Here is an 18,247-nt window from a genome sequence, read left to right as displayed (position 1 = left end):
GCACCACATGCGGCTAAACGGCCTAAAGAACGTGATCTTTCCTGCTAAAAAGGCAGAACCAGATTGGCGTCAAATAGTTGAATTTGCTTTTTAAAGATCAATTGAATCTGCAACAAACTCTCGGCATCAACGGCTTCAAACCGGGCGACCAGACAAGGCGTCGTATTGGACGCTCTGAGTAAACCCCAGCCATTGGGAAACTCGACACGTAAACCATCAATAGTGATCATTCGTGCGCCGGGAAAATCTGCATGTTCACTAAACCGTTTCATAAACGTAAATTTTTCATCCTCGACAATTGCGATCTTTAATTCAGGGGTATTAATACTGTCAGGAATACGTTTAAATTGCTCACTGACCGTTAAATCAGAGGCACTGATAATTTCTAATAAACGACAGGCACTGTAGAGGGCGTCATCAAATCCAAACCACCTGTCTTTAAAAAACAGGTGACCGCTCATCTCACCCGCTAAAGCCGCCTGCTCTTCTTTCATAACCCCCTTGACTATAGAATGTCCAGTAGGGCACATTTTCGCTTTTCCGCCGGCATCGGTAATCATTTGCCCAAGATGTGCACTGCATTTAACGTCATAAACGACAGTAGCTCCGGGATTTCTGCTTAATACCTCCTGAGCAAAAAGCATCATCAAACGATCAGGCCAAATCATTTCTCCAGCATTGGTAATCAAACCCAAACGATCGGCATCGCCATCAAATGCTAATCCTATATCGGCGTGATGTTGCGCTACCGCTTTCTTTAAATCAAGCAGATTTGATTCTATAGTCGGATCGGGATGATGGTTGGGAAAACGTCCATCTACATCACAAAATAGAGGGATTACCTCACAGCCTAATTCAGTAAGCACCGCAGGAATTACTGGACCGGCAATACCATTACCGCAATCAACCACAACCTTTAATCTACGTTTTAGGTCTATATCACTGACTATACGCTGGATATAATGTGGCAAGACATCAAACTGGATTTCGCTCCCCTTGCCGTGAATGCGTTTCTGTTCAAGAACCAGCTCATAGAGGGTATCTATATCTTCCTGAATTAATGTTTTACCCGCCAAAACCATCTTAATGCCATTATAGTCGGCCGGATTATGACTGCCAGTTACCATTAATCCACAATCCAAACCTTGGGTATGGGTCGCATAGTACATGACCGGTGTTGCAACAGCACCCAAATCAACGACATCAATTCCGCTGTCTAAAAGTCCTGTTTTTAACGCCTGGGATAAACCAGGACTGGTAAGGCGCCCATCACGAGCCAGATAAATCTGTGTTCTATGCAAAGACTGTAAAAAACAGGCCAGAGCCAAACCTATAGTATAAAAAGAGTGCTCATCCAAATCCTGGCCTATGACGCCCCTGATATCGTAGGCACGAAAAACCGACCGAGGGATACGTACTTGCTCATACATAGTCTAATGTCTCCCAGAACTGCCAAAACCGCCTTCACCACGACTGCTCTCGGTGAATGAATCCACTACCTCAAAGGCAGCCTGCACCACAGGGACAAAAACCAGTTGAGCAATCCGCTCACCGGGGTGAACGGTAAAAGAATCCTGACTTCGGTTCCAGCAGGAAATTTTTAATTCCCCTTGATAATCTGAATCAATCAATCCAACAAGATTGCCTAAAACAATGCCATTTTTATGTCCCAATCCTGAACGAGGTAACAAGACGGCTGCCAAATTGGGATCTGCAATGTATATGGACAATCCTGTGGGTAATAGTACCGTTTCTTGCGGAGCAATTTGAATGGGTTCAGAAATACATACCCTCATATCCAAACCAGCAGAACCGCCAGTAGCGTAAGTAGGTAAGGGAATGGTATCGCCTATTCGTGAATCAAGAATTTTTAATTGTATTACCTGCTGCATCATAAAATCCAATAAGTTTAATGAGCGCCATTTTGCAGAGTTGCAGCAAGGATTGCAATAATTTGTCCGGCGAGTCGTGTTTTGTTGCACATGGGGAGATCTATTTGGTTGTTTTTTGTGATCACACTCACTTGATTGTCATCTGTCTCGAAGCCCATGCCTTTTCCTACCTGATTGGCGATGATCATATCGAGATTTTTTTGTATTAATTTTTCTCGAGCATAGTGCACTACATCATTCGTTTCAGCAGCAAATCCGACAACATAAGCGGCCTTGCCGCTGGCAGCAACGGTGCTCAGAATATCGACATTTCTGATAAGATGCAGCGTGAGCTCTTCCTGTTTATTTTTTTTCATTTTCTCAACTGCCGGAGTTGCTATTTTATAGTCAGCAACTGCAGCTGCACCAACAAATACAATCCCTGGGTGTAAACGCTGCATCACTTCATCATGCATGGATTGTGCAGACTCCACTCGAACCAGTTCTATTCCTGCCGAAACAGATAAAGTACTAGGCCCGCTGATTATTGTAACCCGAGCTCCGGCCATGGCTGCAGCCTCTGCCAGTGCAAAGCCCATTTTGCCAGAACTGTAATTACTTAAATAACGAACCGGATCCAATGCTTCACGTGTAGGGCCTGCGGTGATCAAGAGCTGTTTATCTGACAAAAGCTGATGCACCTCATGTAATCGTAATGCGCTGATTATCTGTTCTGCTTCACTAACTCGACCTAACCCGTGCTCACCGCAGGCCTGAGTTCCCTCTTCTGGTCCAACAAAAATGACACCACGTTGTTTGAGCAGGGCGTAATTTGCCTGGGTTGCAGGGTGTGCCCACATACTGCGATTCATAGCCGGACAAACAAGTACCGGGGTCTCTGCAACCAAATACAAAGTAGACAATAAATCATCTGCTAGACCCTGAGCCATTTTTGCAAGACAGTTCGCTGAGGCTGGAGCAATCAGGAAATAATCCGCCCATCGTGCTAATTCAATGTGTCCCATGGCATGTTCTGATTGCCTGTCAAATAAATCGGTTCGCACTTCGTTCGCTGATAAAGCTTGCATTAATAAAGGGGTTACAAATTGTGCGGCAGACTGAGTCATAACCACTTTGACATCAGCGCCAAGTCGAGTTAACTCTCTGACCAGATAAGCTGATTTATAAGCAGCAATACCGCCACAAACTCCAAGAAGAATTTTTTTATTAATAAAATCTTGCATGACTGACCATTTTTTATAAGAATACCCCCGATCAAAGCACAAACTTCGCAATAAAGGAATAAAAAAGGAATACAAAAATGACGGTTGTCCAATCAACACCGCAGCTTGATCTGCGTGAAAAATTACTTAACTACGGTGCGCAAAGCCTTTCTGATACGGAATTATTAGCTGTTTTTATCAGTTCAGGAAGCGGAAAAAAATCATGCCTGCAATTAGCCTATGATCTGATTAAACATCTTGGCGATTTACGAGCCATACTGAACGCCTCGGTGCAGAATTTCAAGCAAATCTCTGGTCTTGGGGAGGTTCGTTACCTGCAATTACAAGCAGTAAAAGAAATTTGTCGCCGCAGTGACTTTATTCACTTACAAAAAGAAACCCAGATTACCAACAGCAAGCAAACCTACGCCTATTTGAAAAAAAGATTGCGTGACTATAAAAACGAAACCTTCGCTGCACTTTATCTGGATAATCAACACCGAATAATAGCCTACGAAGAATTATTTTCAGGAACCATTAACGCAGCCTCGGTACACCCAAGACCCATAATAGAGCGGGTTCTGCAACTCAATGCCGCAGCCTTGATTCTGGCGCACAATCATCCCTCAGGCGTTTCTGATGCCAGCCACCAGGATCTTGCTGTAACCGAACGGATTCGTGACGCCTTAGAGTTAGTCGATGCACGTTTACTCGACCATATAGTCATAGGCGACAATGAAGTGTACTCCATCATTGCGGAGAGTAAATGGATTTGTAATTAACCCCAAAGCCAATAGATAACAGCCCCTACCCGCCTGAATTCACCAGAATATTAAAGGGTAAAATTCAGGAGCTCGAGGCAAAACCAGCGCATAATGGATAAAAAAAATGACCCAACTGTTGATCCCTGATTTCATCAAAAACCGTATGGTTCAATACCTGCTGATTCTATCCAGTTTCATGGATGCTATCGTTTCTGGAACACTAAAACACATACTCGTTTTAATAGGATTGCCTTATTTAACCTCTGTAGCACTTTCCTGTTTGCTGCCCCCAAGAAAAGCTGCGGTTAAACGAAGAATTAGCGAACAATACAGACCCTTAAAGAAACTCCCCCAAGAATATTCATAGTGCGGCTACCAATCTGTCCATGAACTCGATGAATCCTGTCTCAAAGAAGAGTGCTCTTGTGAGCTGCTCGATGCCGACGACGAACCAGCAAAAAAATGCAGAGGCGAGACACGGTCACTCGCAGTCTTTGCCGGTTGGGCTTTTGCATTCTCCAATAACGCTATCATGTCGGGATTGCCTAATCTGCGTGCCAAATCGAGGGGCGAACAGTTATTAAACGGTGTTTCGGGAATATACGCATCATCAAAAATTCTAAGGCAAACATCCAGTTGGGCACCGCTTTCGATCAGGAATCGAACAATATTAATATGCCCATTGATAATTGCACAGGACAGCGGGGTGCGGTTTTGCTGGTCAGTCCAGTTAATCAGCTGGGGCTTAGAGGCAATAATAAGTTTAACGGATTCCAGTAAACCAAGTCTTGCTGCTTGCATGATCGCTCCAGTAGGGTCGAGTTTTATCAACGAATCATTAGCGTGCTCCAGACAGGTGCGTATCACATCTTTAGCGTCATGGTGCAGAGCCGTCAGCCAGGCATTCTGGTTTGGAGGAGTTGCTCTGTGAGTTGAGTTGAGTTGATTGCAAGATCTGAACCGGCTTTAACCAGATAACAGGCGATGGCCTCCTGTTTGTGCATTATGGCCAGATGCAGGGGGGTACCCATTGCATTAATTATTTTTTTCAACAGTGGTGAGCCCTGAGGAATTAGCCATTGGATTTTTGCCAGGTCGCTTCTTAAAAACGCATCATCCAAATTCGCTGGTTTAATGTAATCATTTTCGATGATGATCGAACGCATAAAAGAGAACAACTCAAAGACATGTTGATGGCCATAATAAAGCGCCCAGTCAGCTAATGTAAATTCATTCAGAAAGTCATGCCCTTTTTCGGATGACGAAAATGCGGTCTTTACGGTAGTGCAGGCATTTTGTCCAACCAGATAGTGTACAATATTCAAGTGTCCTCTCATTACGGCATGGATTAAAGCCGTACAGCCAGACGCATCGGTTTTATTAATGAAGTCGGGGTTTACCTGAAGCAAGCGTTCCAACAACTCAGGCATATTTTCCTGTGCCGTCAAGATAAAAAGTGTGAGTCCATTCTGTGGATTTCTTTTACTCATTTCCAGCAACTCGTGTGTACGCTCTTCAGATTGATATCCCGCATCTATCAGCATTTTCGCAGCCTGCCCATGCCCTGACTTGATCGCAAATTCAAGGGCAGACTCTTGTTCCTCTTCTGGCCGATTAAGAAATGCTGTTCTGGCGTAGAGATCTACGCCTAAATCAATTAACTCCCGTAAACTGGCGCATTTTCCCAATGCTGCTGCATGGTGTAACAAGGTGATACCACAGAAGTGTTGAGGAATGCCGCTTCTGTCGTATTTGAACAGAAGCCGGATAGCATACACATCTTCGTTTTTAACAAGCCACAAGGGGCGCTCTTCGTTGGAGCAGCCGTATAAATCGAGTAAGGGAGGTAAATTTGCCCGGTTCTTTAATTGGGGAGCAACCATCATGTATGTGATAAGCCACTCTTCCAATAACTCGAGCGTTGTATCGTCAGTTATACCATCAGCTATGTTCGTAACAAAAGAAGGGTCTATCAATCGGTTTGGAATACGATTACCCGGATCAAGCTGTTCAATACGAGCCAAAACAGGGAGGTGCGAGATTAGCTCAGGCACTACCGATCTGCACTGGTGATAGTTGGCAATGATTTGGAGAATTCGTAGGGTTAAAAAACCCTTTTCAATCATTTGGGTGCGGATGGTTTCCGAAGAATACTGCATTTCCAGATAGCCCAAAGCTCTAATGACCGCAATGGATATGGGAAATCCCTGCTTCTCCACCCCCTTGAAATATAGCGTGTAATGATGATTCGTAAAAAACGAAATTTTCCTGGACTCTATTGAGAGTCTGTTAAATGCATTATCAAAATCAACACAATAAACAGCACCGTTATGATACAGGAAGTTTTTTGGGGAACAGGCATCGGCAATAATGTGACCTGTTCGCTGATATATCTCGATTAATGCAGCAGCTATTTGCTCATCTGTAGCCTCAACATCTCCCATATAAGGCGCAATCCAGCCATGTTTTGATACAAAGGCCGGGCGCTCTCGATTGGTTTCATTCCATTTTCTTACCACCCGCCCCGGCGCAGAAAGAGAGGAGCTTATCCGTGGTTTTTTTATTACCCAGTGACAGGTTTGTCCATTAATGGTCAATTCGTTCTGCGACAGGTAGACCTGACTGAATGTTCCCTGACCAATAAAATTCCAGCCAGTGCGTTTCAGTTCGGCTTCTATCTCGGCTTCTGTCATCATTGTCTTTTCTGCATCAAATCGTTAAAATAATGCGCATTATAATGTTGTTAAATTATTTTGCAAGTAAGCTTAGGTCGGGCGGTTGGTGCAATAACATTAGAGCGCTTTTAATCCTGTCCGCATAGTGTATACTTTGCATGTTTTAAATTCTTGCAAAAACCATGAATAATCTCGCTGCTGTTTATGTCACCAAACCTGAATTTCGTACTGCGCTTTGCGAAGAATTGGGCGTTAAAACCCAATTGGTCGGTGATTTGGTCTTTTCTCCTCTCAAAAAAACCAATGTTTGCTTTGCTCAGGATATCTGGCTTGAGCCAGTGCGTATTACATTTCAGTCTATTTCTGAAGCAGTTAACATTCTGCGCCAAGCCGGTAAATTCTGGTATCTGCATCCGGTAAGCCACATCAGAAGATCCCGGCTGATTGAAAGCCAGTTGCGTAAATACCCCTTACTTGATCGTCATTTTGGACCCGAGATAGAATTGCCAGAACTTGGTGTTTTTTGTCTCCTGGATCACAATACTCTGGTTTATAGTGCCAAACGCTTAAAAAAATGGCCACAAGGGGCGTGTTTTTTTATAGAAGATAAAATCAATCCGCCAAATAGAGCCTATTTGAAATTATGGGAGGCGTTGTTTTTATTGGGAGTCTATCCCAAAGCTGGAGATACTGCGTTGGATTTGGGGGCATCACCAGGTGGCTGGACTTACGTCATGCAGTCACTCAGTGCCACCGTAACCGCCGTTGATAAGGCTAAGCTGGATGAAAAAATAGCGAGGCTGCCCGGGGTGCATTTCTTGCAACAAAGCGCTTTTGCCCTGGAACCTCATGCTTTGGATAAACCCTATGATTGGGTCCTTTCGGATGTAGCGTGTTATCCTGACCGAGCGTATACGCTCATAAAAAAATGGATAGAATCCGGCAAAGCAAAACAATTAATTTTTACGATTAAGCTCCAAGGTAAAAACGATTTAGCGTCGATCAGACCATTTCAAGAAATCCCAAACGGACGTGTTTTAAATTTGTTTTATAACAAACATGAAGCGACGTTTTTCTACCCCGCCTGAATTTATGATAAAAATGTGTTATTATTGGCATCTTTATTAGCAAAAAAGGCGGCGCTGCGTCCACTTAATGCACAAAGCGAGCCTCGAATTAAGCCGTTGACAATGGCTCATTTCGCTAAAACTGAAACTCTATAGAGGAATGAGAATATAATATTATGAATAATTACACACTATCGATGATGACCAAACGCCTTATTGCCATGTTATTCCCTATGCTGCTGGCAGCCTGTACGCATCAGCAAACCAATGAATCCTACCATTATAAAATCAAAGGGAAAACATATCATGTGATGAAGTCTGCCAAAAATTACAAAGCGAAGGGAACGGCGTCCTGGTATGGAACAAATCCCAAACACAAAAAAACAGCCAATGGAGAACGGTTCAACAAATACGCCATGACGGCGGCACATCCTACCTTACCCATTTCAACCCGAGTACGGGTAAAAAATCTGAATAATGGTAAATCTATTGTGGTTAGAATTAACGACAGAGGACCCTTTGTATCAAACCGGATAATCGATTTATCCTATGGTGCAGCGCAAAAACTCGGTATCAAAGGACTTGCGCCTGTTGAAATTGAAGTGGTTTAATCCCGACAGGGAATACACTTTAAATTCCAATATGTTAGAGAGTGTACCACTACAGGGAGATCCCTCGCTGCGCTCAGGATGGGGAGTTATTTTTAAAAAAAAGGCTTAGCTGTTCGCAACCGGGATTTGTATACCCCGGTAAAATACAAATGCATAGGGGTGCATGCGTAAAGTCAGTTTATTGTGACTTTTTCAGCAAAACAGCTCAGGCTCTTGAAAAATCAAAAGACAGAATGTCTGTTATTCTGGGCTGTCCTAGTGCCAAGGCAAACAATCGGTCTACACCCAAAGCAACGCCGCTGCATGGAGGCAAACCATGCGCCAAAGCCTGTAATAAGAACTCATCGGCTTGAACCTCCGGTAAACCGTGAAGCGCTCTCAATTCGAGATCCTGGGCAAATCGCTTTGCCTGGGCATCAACGTCTGTCAGTTCATGAAAACCATTAGCCAATTCCACACCCTGATAATACACCTCAAAACGCTCGGCAACACCGTTGTTAATTTTAGCCAGCGCCGCTTGGGATGTGGGAAAGTCATAAACTGCGACAGGAGCGTGTTCTTGCGCCAGAAAAGGCTCAACAACATGACTCATCAACAAAAATAAATACTGATCTCTATCTTGCTCTTGAGGAGACAAAACCGAATCCAGTTGGTTTTGTACCAATATATTTTTAAAGTGTTCTATTGATGCATTAAACGGATCCAGTCCACAACTGTCTAAAAATGCTTCTTGATAGGTTTTTTTGATCATTGGCTTGGTCTTAAGCACATGTTGCAGCAGCAAATCCATTTCCGCCATTAAGGCATGATGATCAATACCCAACTGATACCATTCCAATAAAGTAAATTCAGGATTATGCCAGCGCCCCAATTCATCATCGCGAAAAACTCGTGCCAACTGGAAAATAGGCCCACTGCCAGCCGCCAACAAACGCTTCATGTGGTATTCAGGGGAAGTTTGCAAACAATAAGTTTCTCCCCTAAAAGTTGCTTTAATGTTTGAGAGGTAGGCATCAGTAACACCAAATTGCGCCATGATTGGTGTTTCCACTTCCAGATAGTGTCTGCCCACAAAAAACTGGCGTATTTTAGCTAAAAAAGCCGCTCGTTGGCGCAACACGTCAATAGATGCTGAGGGCCGCCATAAAGACTCTGCTGTCATTAATAAAAAATCCCCAACTCCAATCGTGCCGCTTCGGTCATGCGCTCCTGAGACCAGGGTGGTTCCCAAACCAACTCAACAGTACAATCACTCACCCCTTCAACCTGATTTACAGCCTGCTCAACCGTACCCGGAAAAGTTTGTGCAACAGGACAACCTGGAGTGGTCAGCGTCATTTTAACATCGACATGACCTTCATCATTGATGGCTACATCGTAAATCAATCCCAAGTCATAAATATTGACTGGAATTTCAGGATCAAAAACACCTTTTAATGCCAGAATAACTAATTCTTTAATTGCTTCATTATCCTGTTTTTTCTTAAAGCCAAACATGCCCAACCCCTATCTGCTTTCCTTTATGGAATAAACGCAACCCCAATAGTCCACCCGAAACCGATTATTCAGTTTTTACAATACTGGTGTCTTTATTTAGCGCTGCTTCTAAAGTATGCCAGGCTAAAGTAGCGCACTTAACCCGGGCAGGAAATGCCTTGACACCGGCAAGCACCGTTAATTTATCCGTAGCGCTGAATTGCTCTGCTTCATCCAGAGTAAGCATGTTATGAAAACGATGGAACAAATCATGAGCTTCGTTTACGGTTTTACCCTTTAATGAATCAGTCATCAAAGAGGCGGAGGCTTGTGAAATCGCACAACCGCACCCGACAAAGCTTAAATCAGTTATGACCTGATCAACAATTTTGGCGTATACCGTTAACTTATCACCACACAAAGGATTAAAGCCATTAGCCTGAGCTGTAGCTTCAGCCATAGCATGATGATTGCGTGGGTTACGATTATGATCGATGATGATTTCCTGATAAAGCTCGCGCAAATCCATACTCATGCAAATACCTCTTTCACTTTTTGCAGCGCCTCAACGCATCGGTCAATTTCCTGCTGCGTATTATAAAAAGATAAGGAAATCCTTGAAGTCGCTGCAACTCCAAAAAAATCCATTAACGGCATGGCACAGTGGTGCCCACTACGAATGGCTATGCCTTCACTATCCAGTATGGTGCCTATATCATGGGCATGAATGCTGCCGTGGACAAATGAAATCACCGGAACTTTGTGTTCGCTAGTGCCTATGATGTTAAATCCTTTTACTGATTCAACAGCAGTTGTGGCATAACGCAACAATTGCGCTTCGTATTCCGCAACACGCTGCAAATCCAATGCCCCTAAATAATCTATGGCAGCACCCAAACCAATAGCACCCGAAATATTTGGGGTTCCTGCTTCAAATTTATGTGGGATGGGGGCATATTCAGTACCCTCGAAGCTCACCCAGTGAATCATTTCACCCCCGCCTTGATAGGGGGACATATCGTGTAACAATTCTTCCTTACCCCAAAGTACGCCTATACCCGTCGGACCGTACATTTTATGCCCTGAAAAAGCATAGAAATCGCAATCAAGATCTTGAACATCAATGGGCAAATGGGCGGTTGCCTGCGCCCCATCCAATAAGACTTTAGCGCCACAGGCATGAGCCATTTCAATCATTTTTTTTACCGGATTGATCGTACCCAAAGCATTAGAAACATAATTAATGGCAACAAATTTGGTATTTTTATTTAATTTTTTGGCAAACTCATCCAGGACAATTTCGCCATTCAGAGAAATAGGGGCTACCTGCAGAATTGCTCCTGTTTTTTGGCATACAATCTGCCAGGGAACGATATTGGAATGATGTTCCATGTGCGTTATTAATATCTCTTCACCAGGAAGAATGCGTGGCGCAACAAAACTTTGGGCAACCAGATTTATGCCCTCGGTTGTACCTCTTACAAAAATACATTCTTTTGCTGAGCGAGCATTAATAAAACGCTTTATTTTGGCTCGTGCCTGTTCATACAACTCTGTTGCTCTGACGCTAAGCGCATGCACCCCACGATGAACATTGGAATTGTCGTGTTCGTAATAACGACTCATTGCATCAATGACTGCCTGCGGTTTTTGGGTTGTTGCTGCATTATCGAAATAGACCAGATCATAATCATTGATTTTCTGATTGAGCACCGGAAAATCATGACGAATGGCCTCAATATTCAATGAGGTCACTATAGAAGGATTAGTACTCATTTGCGTACCCCAACTGTTGTGTTAATAATTGCCCCATCCAATCTGCCAAATCACGATGTTGAATAAGCCGCAAATTATCCTGAGCAAAAGCATGAATCAGGTATTTGGATGCCTCTTGCCTGCCTATTCCTCTGGTGGCCAAATAGAACAATGATTCTTCGTCCAGTTGTCCAACAGTTGCACCATGAGAGCACAAGACATCATCCGCAAAAATTTCCAATTGCGGTTTGGTATCAATTTCGGCATTGGCAGATAACAGCAAATTCTTGTTTTGCTGTTTGGCATTAGTGTGTTGTGCGTCTTTGGAAACAATCACTTTTCCATTAAATACGGCTCGTGAACGACCGGTGAGTATGCCTTTATAATCTTGTTCGCTGGAGCATTGCGGCACCAGGTGATGTACGGTGGTATGATGATCCACATGCTGGCCCTCTGCGGGAGCATAAATGCCGTTCATCAAGCAATGAGCCTGCTCTTCCTCCAAATAGATACCGATGTCACTGCGCACCAATTTTCCTCCCAAACTCAAAGAGTGGCAAAGCAATTGACTGCGTGCACCAAGACGTGCTGCGATATGCCCCATATGGTAAGCTGCTTTACTTTCGTTCTGAATTTTATAATGAGATAAGCTCGCACCTTTCCCAACCGTTACCTCAGTAATGGTATTGGTCAGATAAGTACGTTCTTCTGCACCGAGGTATTGTTCCAAAACAGTGGCCTGGCTGTCGGCTTCGGCAATGATCACATGCCTTAAATGCACCGCCTGGTTATCCTGATTTTGGGCATGAATCAATGCAATTGGTTCTTCAATACACACACCTTTGGGGATGTATAAAAATACCCCGCTATGCATGAGTGCCGTATTCAAAGAATGAAAGCCATGTTCCTGGTTTAATGCACGCCCCAAATAAGTTTGCACCAAATCTTCATGGATTTTTAGCGCTTGGGCTAAAGGGAGTAAAATAACCCCTTTGGGTAAGTGTTTCACCCATTCAGGCTCATTAATAATCATCCCGTCTTGAATGAGCAATTGCTGTTTTACCGGCAAGTTAGCAGACCACTTGCCATGAATCATTGCGCCGTGATCAGGAACAGCAAAAGGCTGTTTCAAGAATGAATCCAGCACGGTATATTTCCAGTCCTCATCATGTCGAGTTGGAAAGCCATGGTGCATTAAGTGTTCCAAAGCTTGGGTTTGCATTTGCGCAAGCCAGGGAGTAGTGGATTTTGCGGCATTGGCCTGCTGTTGATAAAAACTTAAAATCTCGTTCATCACTGCTCCGTTTCTTCAAGCCAGCTGTACCCTTTTTTCTCCAGTTCAAGCGCTAACGATTTATCGCCAGACATGATAATACGTCCATTGACCAAAACATGGATAAAATCTGGCTCTATATAATCAAGCAACCGTTGATAGTGGGTTACCAGAATGATAGAGCGATCGGTTGATCGCATGGCATTAACACCCTGCGAGATAATGCGCAATGCATCGATGTCCAAACCCGAGTCGGTTTCATCAAGGATGGCAAGCTTTGGCTCCAGAGCAGCCATCTGCAGAATTTCATTACGTTTCTTTTCGCCGCCAGAAAATCCTTCGTTGATACTGCGATACAGAAAACTCTCATCCATATCCAGCAATTGGCATTTTTCACGAATAAAGGTCAAAAATTCTATAGCATCCAAAGTAGGTCTGCCTTGCCCTTTACGAACAGCGTTAACAGACGCTTTTAAAAAATTGATGTTAGTTACCCCAGGAATTTCGACTGGATATTGAAAAGACAAAAACACACCCGCCTGGGCTCTTTCTTCAGGCGATAAAGGCAGTAAATCTTTATCCAGATAAGACACTTCCCCACTGGTGACCTGATAAGAAGGATGACCCGCCAGCACCTTGGACAAGGTACTCTTTCCTGAGCCATTAGGTCCCATGATGGCATGCACTTCACCTGCATTAACCTGCAAATTGATGCCTTTTAAAATTGATTGTGCATTGACTGCGACATTGAGTTCATTGATTTTTAACATATTAACCTACCGCCCCTTCTAAACTTATGCCTAATAATTTAGTGGCTTCCACCGCAAATTCCATAGGTAACTCTTTTAATACCTGCTTGCAAAAGCCATTAACTATCATAGAAACCGCATCTTCAGTGTCTATACCTCTTTGCTGGCAATAGAATAATTGTTCCTCACTGATTTTTGACGTTGTCGCTTCGTGCTCTACCTGAGCCGTTGGATTTTTTACTTCAATGTAGGGAAAGGTATGCGCTGAGCACTCACTTCCCATTAACATGGAATCACACTGAGTATAGTTTCGCGCATTGGTGGCCGTTGGTGCGATGCGAACCAAACCTCGATACGCATTATGGGCACGCCCTGCGCTGATTCCTTTTGAAATAATGGTCGAACGGGTATTTTTCCCCAAATGAATCATTTTGGTTCCCGTATCGGCCTGTTGACAATTATTAGTCAACGCTACCGAATAAAACTCACCAACAGAATCATCGCCTTGCAAAATCACACTAGGGTATTTCCAGGTTATCGCCGATCCTGTTTCAATTTGCGTCCAGGAAATTTTCGATTTTTTACCTTTGCAGGCACCACGTTTGGTTACAAAATTATAAATACCGCCTTTGCCGTCTTTATCACCTGGATACCAGTTCTGTACGGTTGAGTATTTAATTTGTGCTCCATCCAGAGCAACCAGTTCAACCACTGCGGCATGCAACTGATTTTCATCACGCATAGGTGCCGTACACCCTTCAAGATAAGACACGTAGCTGTCATCATCAGCAATAATCAATGTGCGTTCAAACTGACCTGTTGAAGCCGCATTGATACGAAAATAGGTCGATAATTCCATAGGGCAACGCACCCCCTTGGGAATGTACACAAAGGAGCCATCACTAAATACCGCCGAGTTCAAGGCAGCATAAAAATTATCCCGGTACGATACTACTGAACCAAGATAGCGCATTAACAATTCAGGATGCTGGTGTACTGCCTCGGAAAAAGGACAAAAAATCACCCCTTTTTCAGCCAATTTGGCTTTAAACGTCGTTGCAACAGATACACTGTCAAACACCGCATCTACAGCAACTCCGGCCAACATTTCTTGTTCTCGCAGAGGAATACCCAATTTTTCATAAGTTCTTAACAGTTCAGGATCCACTTCATCAAGACTTTTAGGCGCATCTTTTTTGCTTTTAGGTGCGGAATAGTAAGAAATGGCCTGATAATCCACAGGGGGATAATGTACACTGGACCATTCAGGATGTGGCATGGTAAGCCAATGGCGGAACGCCTTTAAACGCCATTCCAGTAAAAAATCAGGCTCGCCTTTAATTGCCGACAAACGACGTATGACATCCTCGTTTAATCCTGGTGGAAAAGTATCCACCTCAATATCAGTTACAAACCCATGTTGATAATCTCTGTCGAGCAGAGAATTAATTTGCTCACTGCTTTTAGCCACGATTTACTCCACTTGCTAATTGCCGGACTCGATCAACATCCTGTGTATGAAGAGTTGGTTTTGCCAATGCATCCAGACTGACACTATCCAGCGCAGTTTCTATAGCACGACTTATTAAACGCCAATTACCTTGAATGGTACACACCCCTTGTAAAGAACAATCATTGGGTTGCAAACTGCACTCAGTAAATCCCCTATGTTCTTCCAAGGCATAAATAATTTCTGATACGGATATTTCAGTAGCCGGCCTTTGCAGCCTGTAGCCCCCTGTTACCCCACGCACCGAAGTCAATAACCCTGCACTGGTCAGGCGTTTTAGTATTTTGCTGACCGTTGGGACAGCTAAATGAGTATGTGAGGCGATATCACGTGCATTGCACAATCCCTGAGCATGCTTGGCAAGGTACACCATCACCACTGTTCCATAATCAGCCAGTTTGCTAAGGCGCAGCATAACACCCCCAAAGCGAATAATCTAGTACCAAAAAGGTCTTAATTCAGAACGAAGCAATAACAAATCTGACTTTATACCTGCATACCCTACAGTATAAATATAGTACTAAATTGGTTCTATATGTGAGAAAAGCGCAATAATACCCTATATCAGAAAAAATATCCACGGCAATCAGGACAAATTCCAAGGCTATTAGATCTTAATATTAAACAGGAAGCTCCCTGCTCATGCTGATGAGAGGAAGATTAGGTTACTCATTGAAAGCCAACAACATTGAATTTTAAATAGAAACCGCTGAACTGTAAAATACATATCCAAGACTCATAATGATATAATTCAGACAAGATGACCGCTAAAACAATTTGTTGAACAACCAGAAGCAATAATGTATTATATTAGAACAAATTATATCGGAGTTTATATCATGCCTATTCGTCCTTTAACCAGAGATGACAAATCCAGAGTTCTTGCCTTGGATGACCGGATTTTTCGTCAAATAGATCCTCTTGGAGGATGGTATGAAAGCGACTTTGACCGCTACTTTAATGAACGCGGCTGTTTCCTTTATGTGAGTGAGACTAGCCCTGAACAAATCCTGGGTTATATTTTTGCCACACCCGGCTCAAGGCATACCTACATTACGAATATGGGTGTCGCTCCCGAGTCAGTACGCAAAGGTATAGGCACCGAACTCATGCGAGAGGTCATGTCGTTGGAGGAGCAAGCAGCAAAAGCGGCCAATAGAAATTATCTAGTACGGTTGAATGTTGAGCCCGACAATCTAAACGCACAGAATTTTTATAAAAAATTGGGATTTCGTCATATGGTTAAGGATGATCATGGACTTGTTATGGATGCAAATACCCTACCTCCTCAGTTTAATGCACGGCCAGAGCTTGAGATGGAGCCTGCTGATCCAAATCAAGAACAACCTATCGAAAGAAGTAGTGCTAAATCCGCTCTGTTCGTATTGAACGTCTCAACCCTATCTAACGATGGTATCTCTACGCTATTGGAAGGAGTGGACATAACAGCCGCTGCGCCAGATGCTTTTCGGGAATTGATGGGCTTAAAAAATACAACGGATCGCACTGGGTTATCTCGTGCTGCTGAACTGATAAGGCTAAAGCCAGTACGTGACTACATTTACGACCGATATAAAGCAACTACAGGTAATCATGTTATCTGCCATCTTGATGGCATCGATGAGCATAATCGAATTACTCCAGAACATGTTGAATACATTAACGAGAAATTAAGGCAAATTGATAGAAATACTCATTTTGATCTCCTCTACTTTGGTGGCGGACATGGTCATCCTTTATATGGCTCAAGCGGTCTGAATGTGCATCAATTGCAAGACGTAACACGAAATCTAAGCCAAAAAGGGATTCGCTGTTCTTCTATAGTTCAAGGAAGCTGTTTTAGCAGCGCTTATTCGGGCTTATTCCAACCGCTCTTGCAAGAGAATGGTGTGATGTTAAGTAATTCTCTGGAGTGTGGGGGTAACAACCACTTTCTGCAAGCTATGGAGTGGACGCTAGGCCTACGTCAAGAGTTTTATACCCATGAAGAGATCAAGGGGCAATCCCTTGACGTAAACCAATTACGTTCAGGTATTAGACGCATTTTTGAGGCCAGAGGAATAGATGATGAAGTAATGGGGCAAGCAGCTAGAGATATGATGCTTGTATATGATGCGAGAGTTCGTCAAGAGATACCCGGTTTAAGTGATAATGATGTTTATGAGGCAAGATCGGGCATGTATTATGAAGATCTGGATAAATTCATTGAAGCGTTAAGCAATGAACGCCCTCTTGATCGAGTCAAAATAGAACGTGTACTGCAAAACTTTCCATTGTTTAATGAACATTTTAATAAATCACGTCACAAATCCACTTTGTTGGATCATTTAACGAATCCTTTCAAGCCTGATGCCTCTTCAGTAGTTATTGCCAGCAAAAAGGAAATTAATCTGTGTCATTTCCTAACTGCGAGATTATCTCCTAATCTGGGTGCAGATTACCGGGAAAACTACAGTACGGTGATACGACAAATACGTAATTCACGATGTTTTGAAAACATCAATGAACACACAGAGGGTGTCGACGAATCTAGTGTAAGAATAGTCTTTAACCAGTTATTTGCGAGCGTAACCACACCCCAGGGGCAAGCTAGGCAGGAAACAGGAATTGGTGCTCAGCGGGCAGTTGCCGCCAGCTCCTCAACTCCAGTTGCCGCCAGCTTCTCAACTCCAGTTGCTGCCAGTTCCTCAACTCCAGTTGCTGCCAGTTCCTCAACTCCAGTTGCTACCAGTTCCTCAACTCCAGTTGCTGCCAGTTCCTCGGCTCCCGATGCTGAAATAACCTTGGAATTAATGCAGTTCTTATCCACCCTCAGAGATGAGAGACAAGGCATGATAGCTAGTGATTTCTGGGCAACTCGCACCCCAGAACAAAAAAATGAGTTGCTGCGCCGCTTTGAGGCGTCAAATCAACCCTCTGCTGCATCACGAAGTTCGAGTGGAGTATCGGGTTACTCAGGCAGTTTCTTTGGCTCATCCTCCCAATCGACACCAAGGACAACAGAAGAAGAATTGGCTGATTTTTTACAAGAAAAAGTTCGTCTAATGGGATGCGACAATCTAGCCTCTGCGGAAAGAGAATTAGGTCAGGAGTTTTTAGCGGATATGACCCATGAATTTTTCAGGTCAAAATCCAGTCCATCTTCTCGCAGTTAATCCTTTAAATCCCTTTAAGTGAACAGCAACGCTTTATGCTGTTCACCTAAATTTGGGTTCAAAACAAAAACGGGACAAATCCTAACCAAGCCCCATCGTTCCATTATGCTAACCATAT

18 protein-coding genes are annotated in these 18,247 nt (G+C 43.5%); 5 read left to right on the top strand and 13 right to left on the bottom strand.

What is annotated here, in order from left to right; genetic code table 11:
- Positions 1-44 precede the first annotated feature (44 nt).
- Genes Lwor_RS08460 through coaBC form a run of 3 tightly spaced genes read right to left on the bottom strand, consistent with a single transcriptional unit; the run spans position 45 to position 3,115 of the window.
- Positions 45-1,430 carry a phosphomannomutase/phosphoglucomutase gene (locus Lwor_RS08460; RefSeq protein WP_058493453.1) on the bottom strand — a complete coding sequence of 462 codons (1,386 nt, stop codon included), beginning with the start codon at positions 1,428-1,430 and terminating at the stop codon, positions 45-47.
- A gap of 3 nt (positions 1,431-1,433) precedes the next feature.
- Positions 1,434-1,892: a dUTP diphosphatase gene (dut, locus tag Lwor_RS08455; RefSeq protein ID WP_058493452.1), complete on the bottom strand. Its 459-nt coding sequence runs from the start codon at positions 1,890-1,892 to the stop codon at positions 1,434-1,436.
- A 17-nt stretch (positions 1,893-1,909) separates the two neighbouring features.
- Entirely contained in the window at positions 1,910-3,115 is a 1,206-nt protein-coding gene (gene coaBC / locus Lwor_RS08450; protein WP_058493451.1) for a bifunctional phosphopantothenoylcysteine decarboxylase/phosphopantothenate--cysteine ligase CoaBC, read from the bottom strand.
- 77 nt (positions 3,116-3,192) lie between these two features.
- Here coaBC and radC point away from each other — a divergent pair, with 77 nt between their 5' ends.
- Complete coding sequence (gene radC, locus Lwor_RS08445; RefSeq protein ID WP_058493450.1) at positions 3,193-3,876, top strand: RadC family protein; 684 nt, start codon at positions 3,193-3,195, stop codon at positions 3,874-3,876.
- A 106-nt stretch (positions 3,877-3,982) separates the two neighbouring features.
- A complete protein-coding gene (locus tag Lwor_RS08440) occupies positions 3,983-4,225 on the top strand; it encodes a hypothetical protein (protein WP_058493449.1) in 243 nt (80 codons plus the stop codon).
- A gap of 5 nt (positions 4,226-4,230) precedes the next feature.
- On the opposite strand, the gene Lwor_RS08435 is transcribed toward Lwor_RS08440, so the two are convergent.
- Together Lwor_RS08435 and Lwor_RS08430 are read right to left on the bottom strand one after the other, a co-directional pair.
- Positions 4,231-4,725, bottom strand: coding sequence for an ankyrin repeat domain-containing protein (locus Lwor_RS08435; protein ID WP_162262300.1), 495 nt, complete (start codon positions 4,723-4,725; stop codon positions 4,231-4,233).
- Positions 4,726-4,751: 26 nt separating this feature from the next.
- Positions 4,752-6,554 carry an ankyrin repeat domain-containing protein gene (locus Lwor_RS08430; RefSeq protein ID WP_083501597.1) on the bottom strand — a complete coding sequence of 601 codons (1,803 nt, stop codon included), beginning with the start codon at positions 6,552-6,554 and terminating at the stop codon, positions 4,752-4,754.
- 161 nt (positions 6,555-6,715) lie between these two features.
- Here Lwor_RS08430 and Lwor_RS08425 point away from each other — a divergent pair, with 161 nt between their 5' ends.
- Complete coding sequence (locus Lwor_RS08425) at positions 6,716-7,621, top strand: SAM-dependent methyltransferase (RefSeq protein WP_058493446.1); 906 nt, start codon at positions 6,716-6,718, stop codon at positions 7,619-7,621.
- A 155-nt stretch (positions 7,622-7,776) separates the two neighbouring features.
- On the top strand, positions 7,777-8,211 hold the full coding sequence (locus tag Lwor_RS08420; RefSeq protein ID WP_058493445.1) for a septal ring lytic transglycosylase RlpA family protein: 435 nt from the start codon (positions 7,777-7,779) through the stop codon (positions 8,209-8,211).
- A 205-nt stretch (positions 8,212-8,416) separates the two neighbouring features.
- Here Lwor_RS08420 and epmA read toward each other — a convergent pair whose 3' ends face one another.
- The 8 genes from epmA to Lwor_RS08380 form a co-directional block, all read right to left on the bottom strand.
- Positions 8,417-9,373 carry an elongation factor P--(R)-beta-lysine ligase gene (gene epmA / locus Lwor_RS08415; protein ID WP_058493444.1) on the bottom strand — a complete coding sequence of 319 codons (957 nt, stop codon included), beginning with the start codon at positions 9,371-9,373 and terminating at the stop codon, positions 8,417-8,419.
- On the bottom strand, positions 9,373-9,708 hold the full coding sequence (locus tag Lwor_RS08410; protein WP_058493443.1) for an SUF system Fe-S cluster assembly protein: 336 nt from the start codon (positions 9,706-9,708) through the stop codon (positions 9,373-9,375). Before Lwor_RS08410 ends, epmA begins: the two co-directional genes overlap by 1 nt.
- Before the next feature lie 64 nt (positions 9,709-9,772).
- Positions 9,773-10,222, bottom strand: coding sequence for a Fe-S cluster assembly sulfur transfer protein SufU (gene sufU, locus Lwor_RS08405; RefSeq protein WP_058493442.1), 450 nt, complete (start codon positions 10,220-10,222; stop codon positions 9,773-9,775).
- Positions 10,219-11,463: an aminotransferase class V-fold PLP-dependent enzyme gene (locus Lwor_RS08400; protein ID WP_115091016.1), complete on the bottom strand. Its 1,245-nt coding sequence runs from the start codon at positions 11,461-11,463 to the stop codon at positions 10,219-10,221. Before Lwor_RS08400 ends, sufU begins: the two co-directional genes overlap by 4 nt.
- A complete protein-coding gene (gene sufD / locus Lwor_RS08395; RefSeq protein WP_058493441.1) occupies positions 11,453-12,736 on the bottom strand; it encodes a Fe-S cluster assembly protein SufD in 1,284 nt (427 codons plus the stop codon). Before sufD ends, Lwor_RS08400 begins: the two co-directional genes overlap by 11 nt.
- Positions 12,736-13,485 carry a Fe-S cluster assembly ATPase SufC gene (gene sufC / locus Lwor_RS08390; RefSeq protein WP_058493440.1) on the bottom strand — a complete coding sequence of 250 codons (750 nt, stop codon included), beginning with the start codon at positions 13,483-13,485 and terminating at the stop codon, positions 12,736-12,738. Before sufC ends, sufD begins: the two co-directional genes overlap by 1 nt.
- Position 13,486: 1 nt before the next feature.
- Positions 13,487-14,935 (bottom strand): Fe-S cluster assembly protein SufB, encoded by a 1,449-nt coding sequence (gene sufB, locus Lwor_RS08385; protein ID WP_058493439.1) that lies wholly within the window; start codon positions 14,933-14,935, stop codon positions 13,487-13,489.
- A complete protein-coding gene (locus tag Lwor_RS08380) occupies positions 14,928-15,389 on the bottom strand; it encodes an SUF system Fe-S cluster assembly regulator (protein ID WP_058493438.1) in 462 nt (153 codons plus the stop codon). Before Lwor_RS08380 ends, sufB begins: the two co-directional genes overlap by 8 nt.
- A gap of 424 nt (positions 15,390-15,813) precedes the next feature.
- Between Lwor_RS08380 and Lwor_RS08375 the strand changes: the two genes are divergently transcribed.
- On the top strand, positions 15,814-18,129 hold the full coding sequence (locus Lwor_RS08375; protein ID WP_058493437.1) for a GNAT family N-acetyltransferase: 2,316 nt from the start codon (positions 15,814-15,816) through the stop codon (positions 18,127-18,129).
- The last annotated feature ends 118 nt before the right edge of the window (positions 18,130-18,247 follow it).

The organism is Legionella worsleiensis (assembly GCF_001467535.1).
GTDB classification, from domain to species: Bacteria; Pseudomonadota; Gammaproteobacteria; order Legionellales; family Legionellaceae; genus Legionella; species Legionella worsleiensis.
Note: the sequence above shows the minus strand (reverse complement) of the source record. Positions and strands in the feature narration are given on the sequence as shown.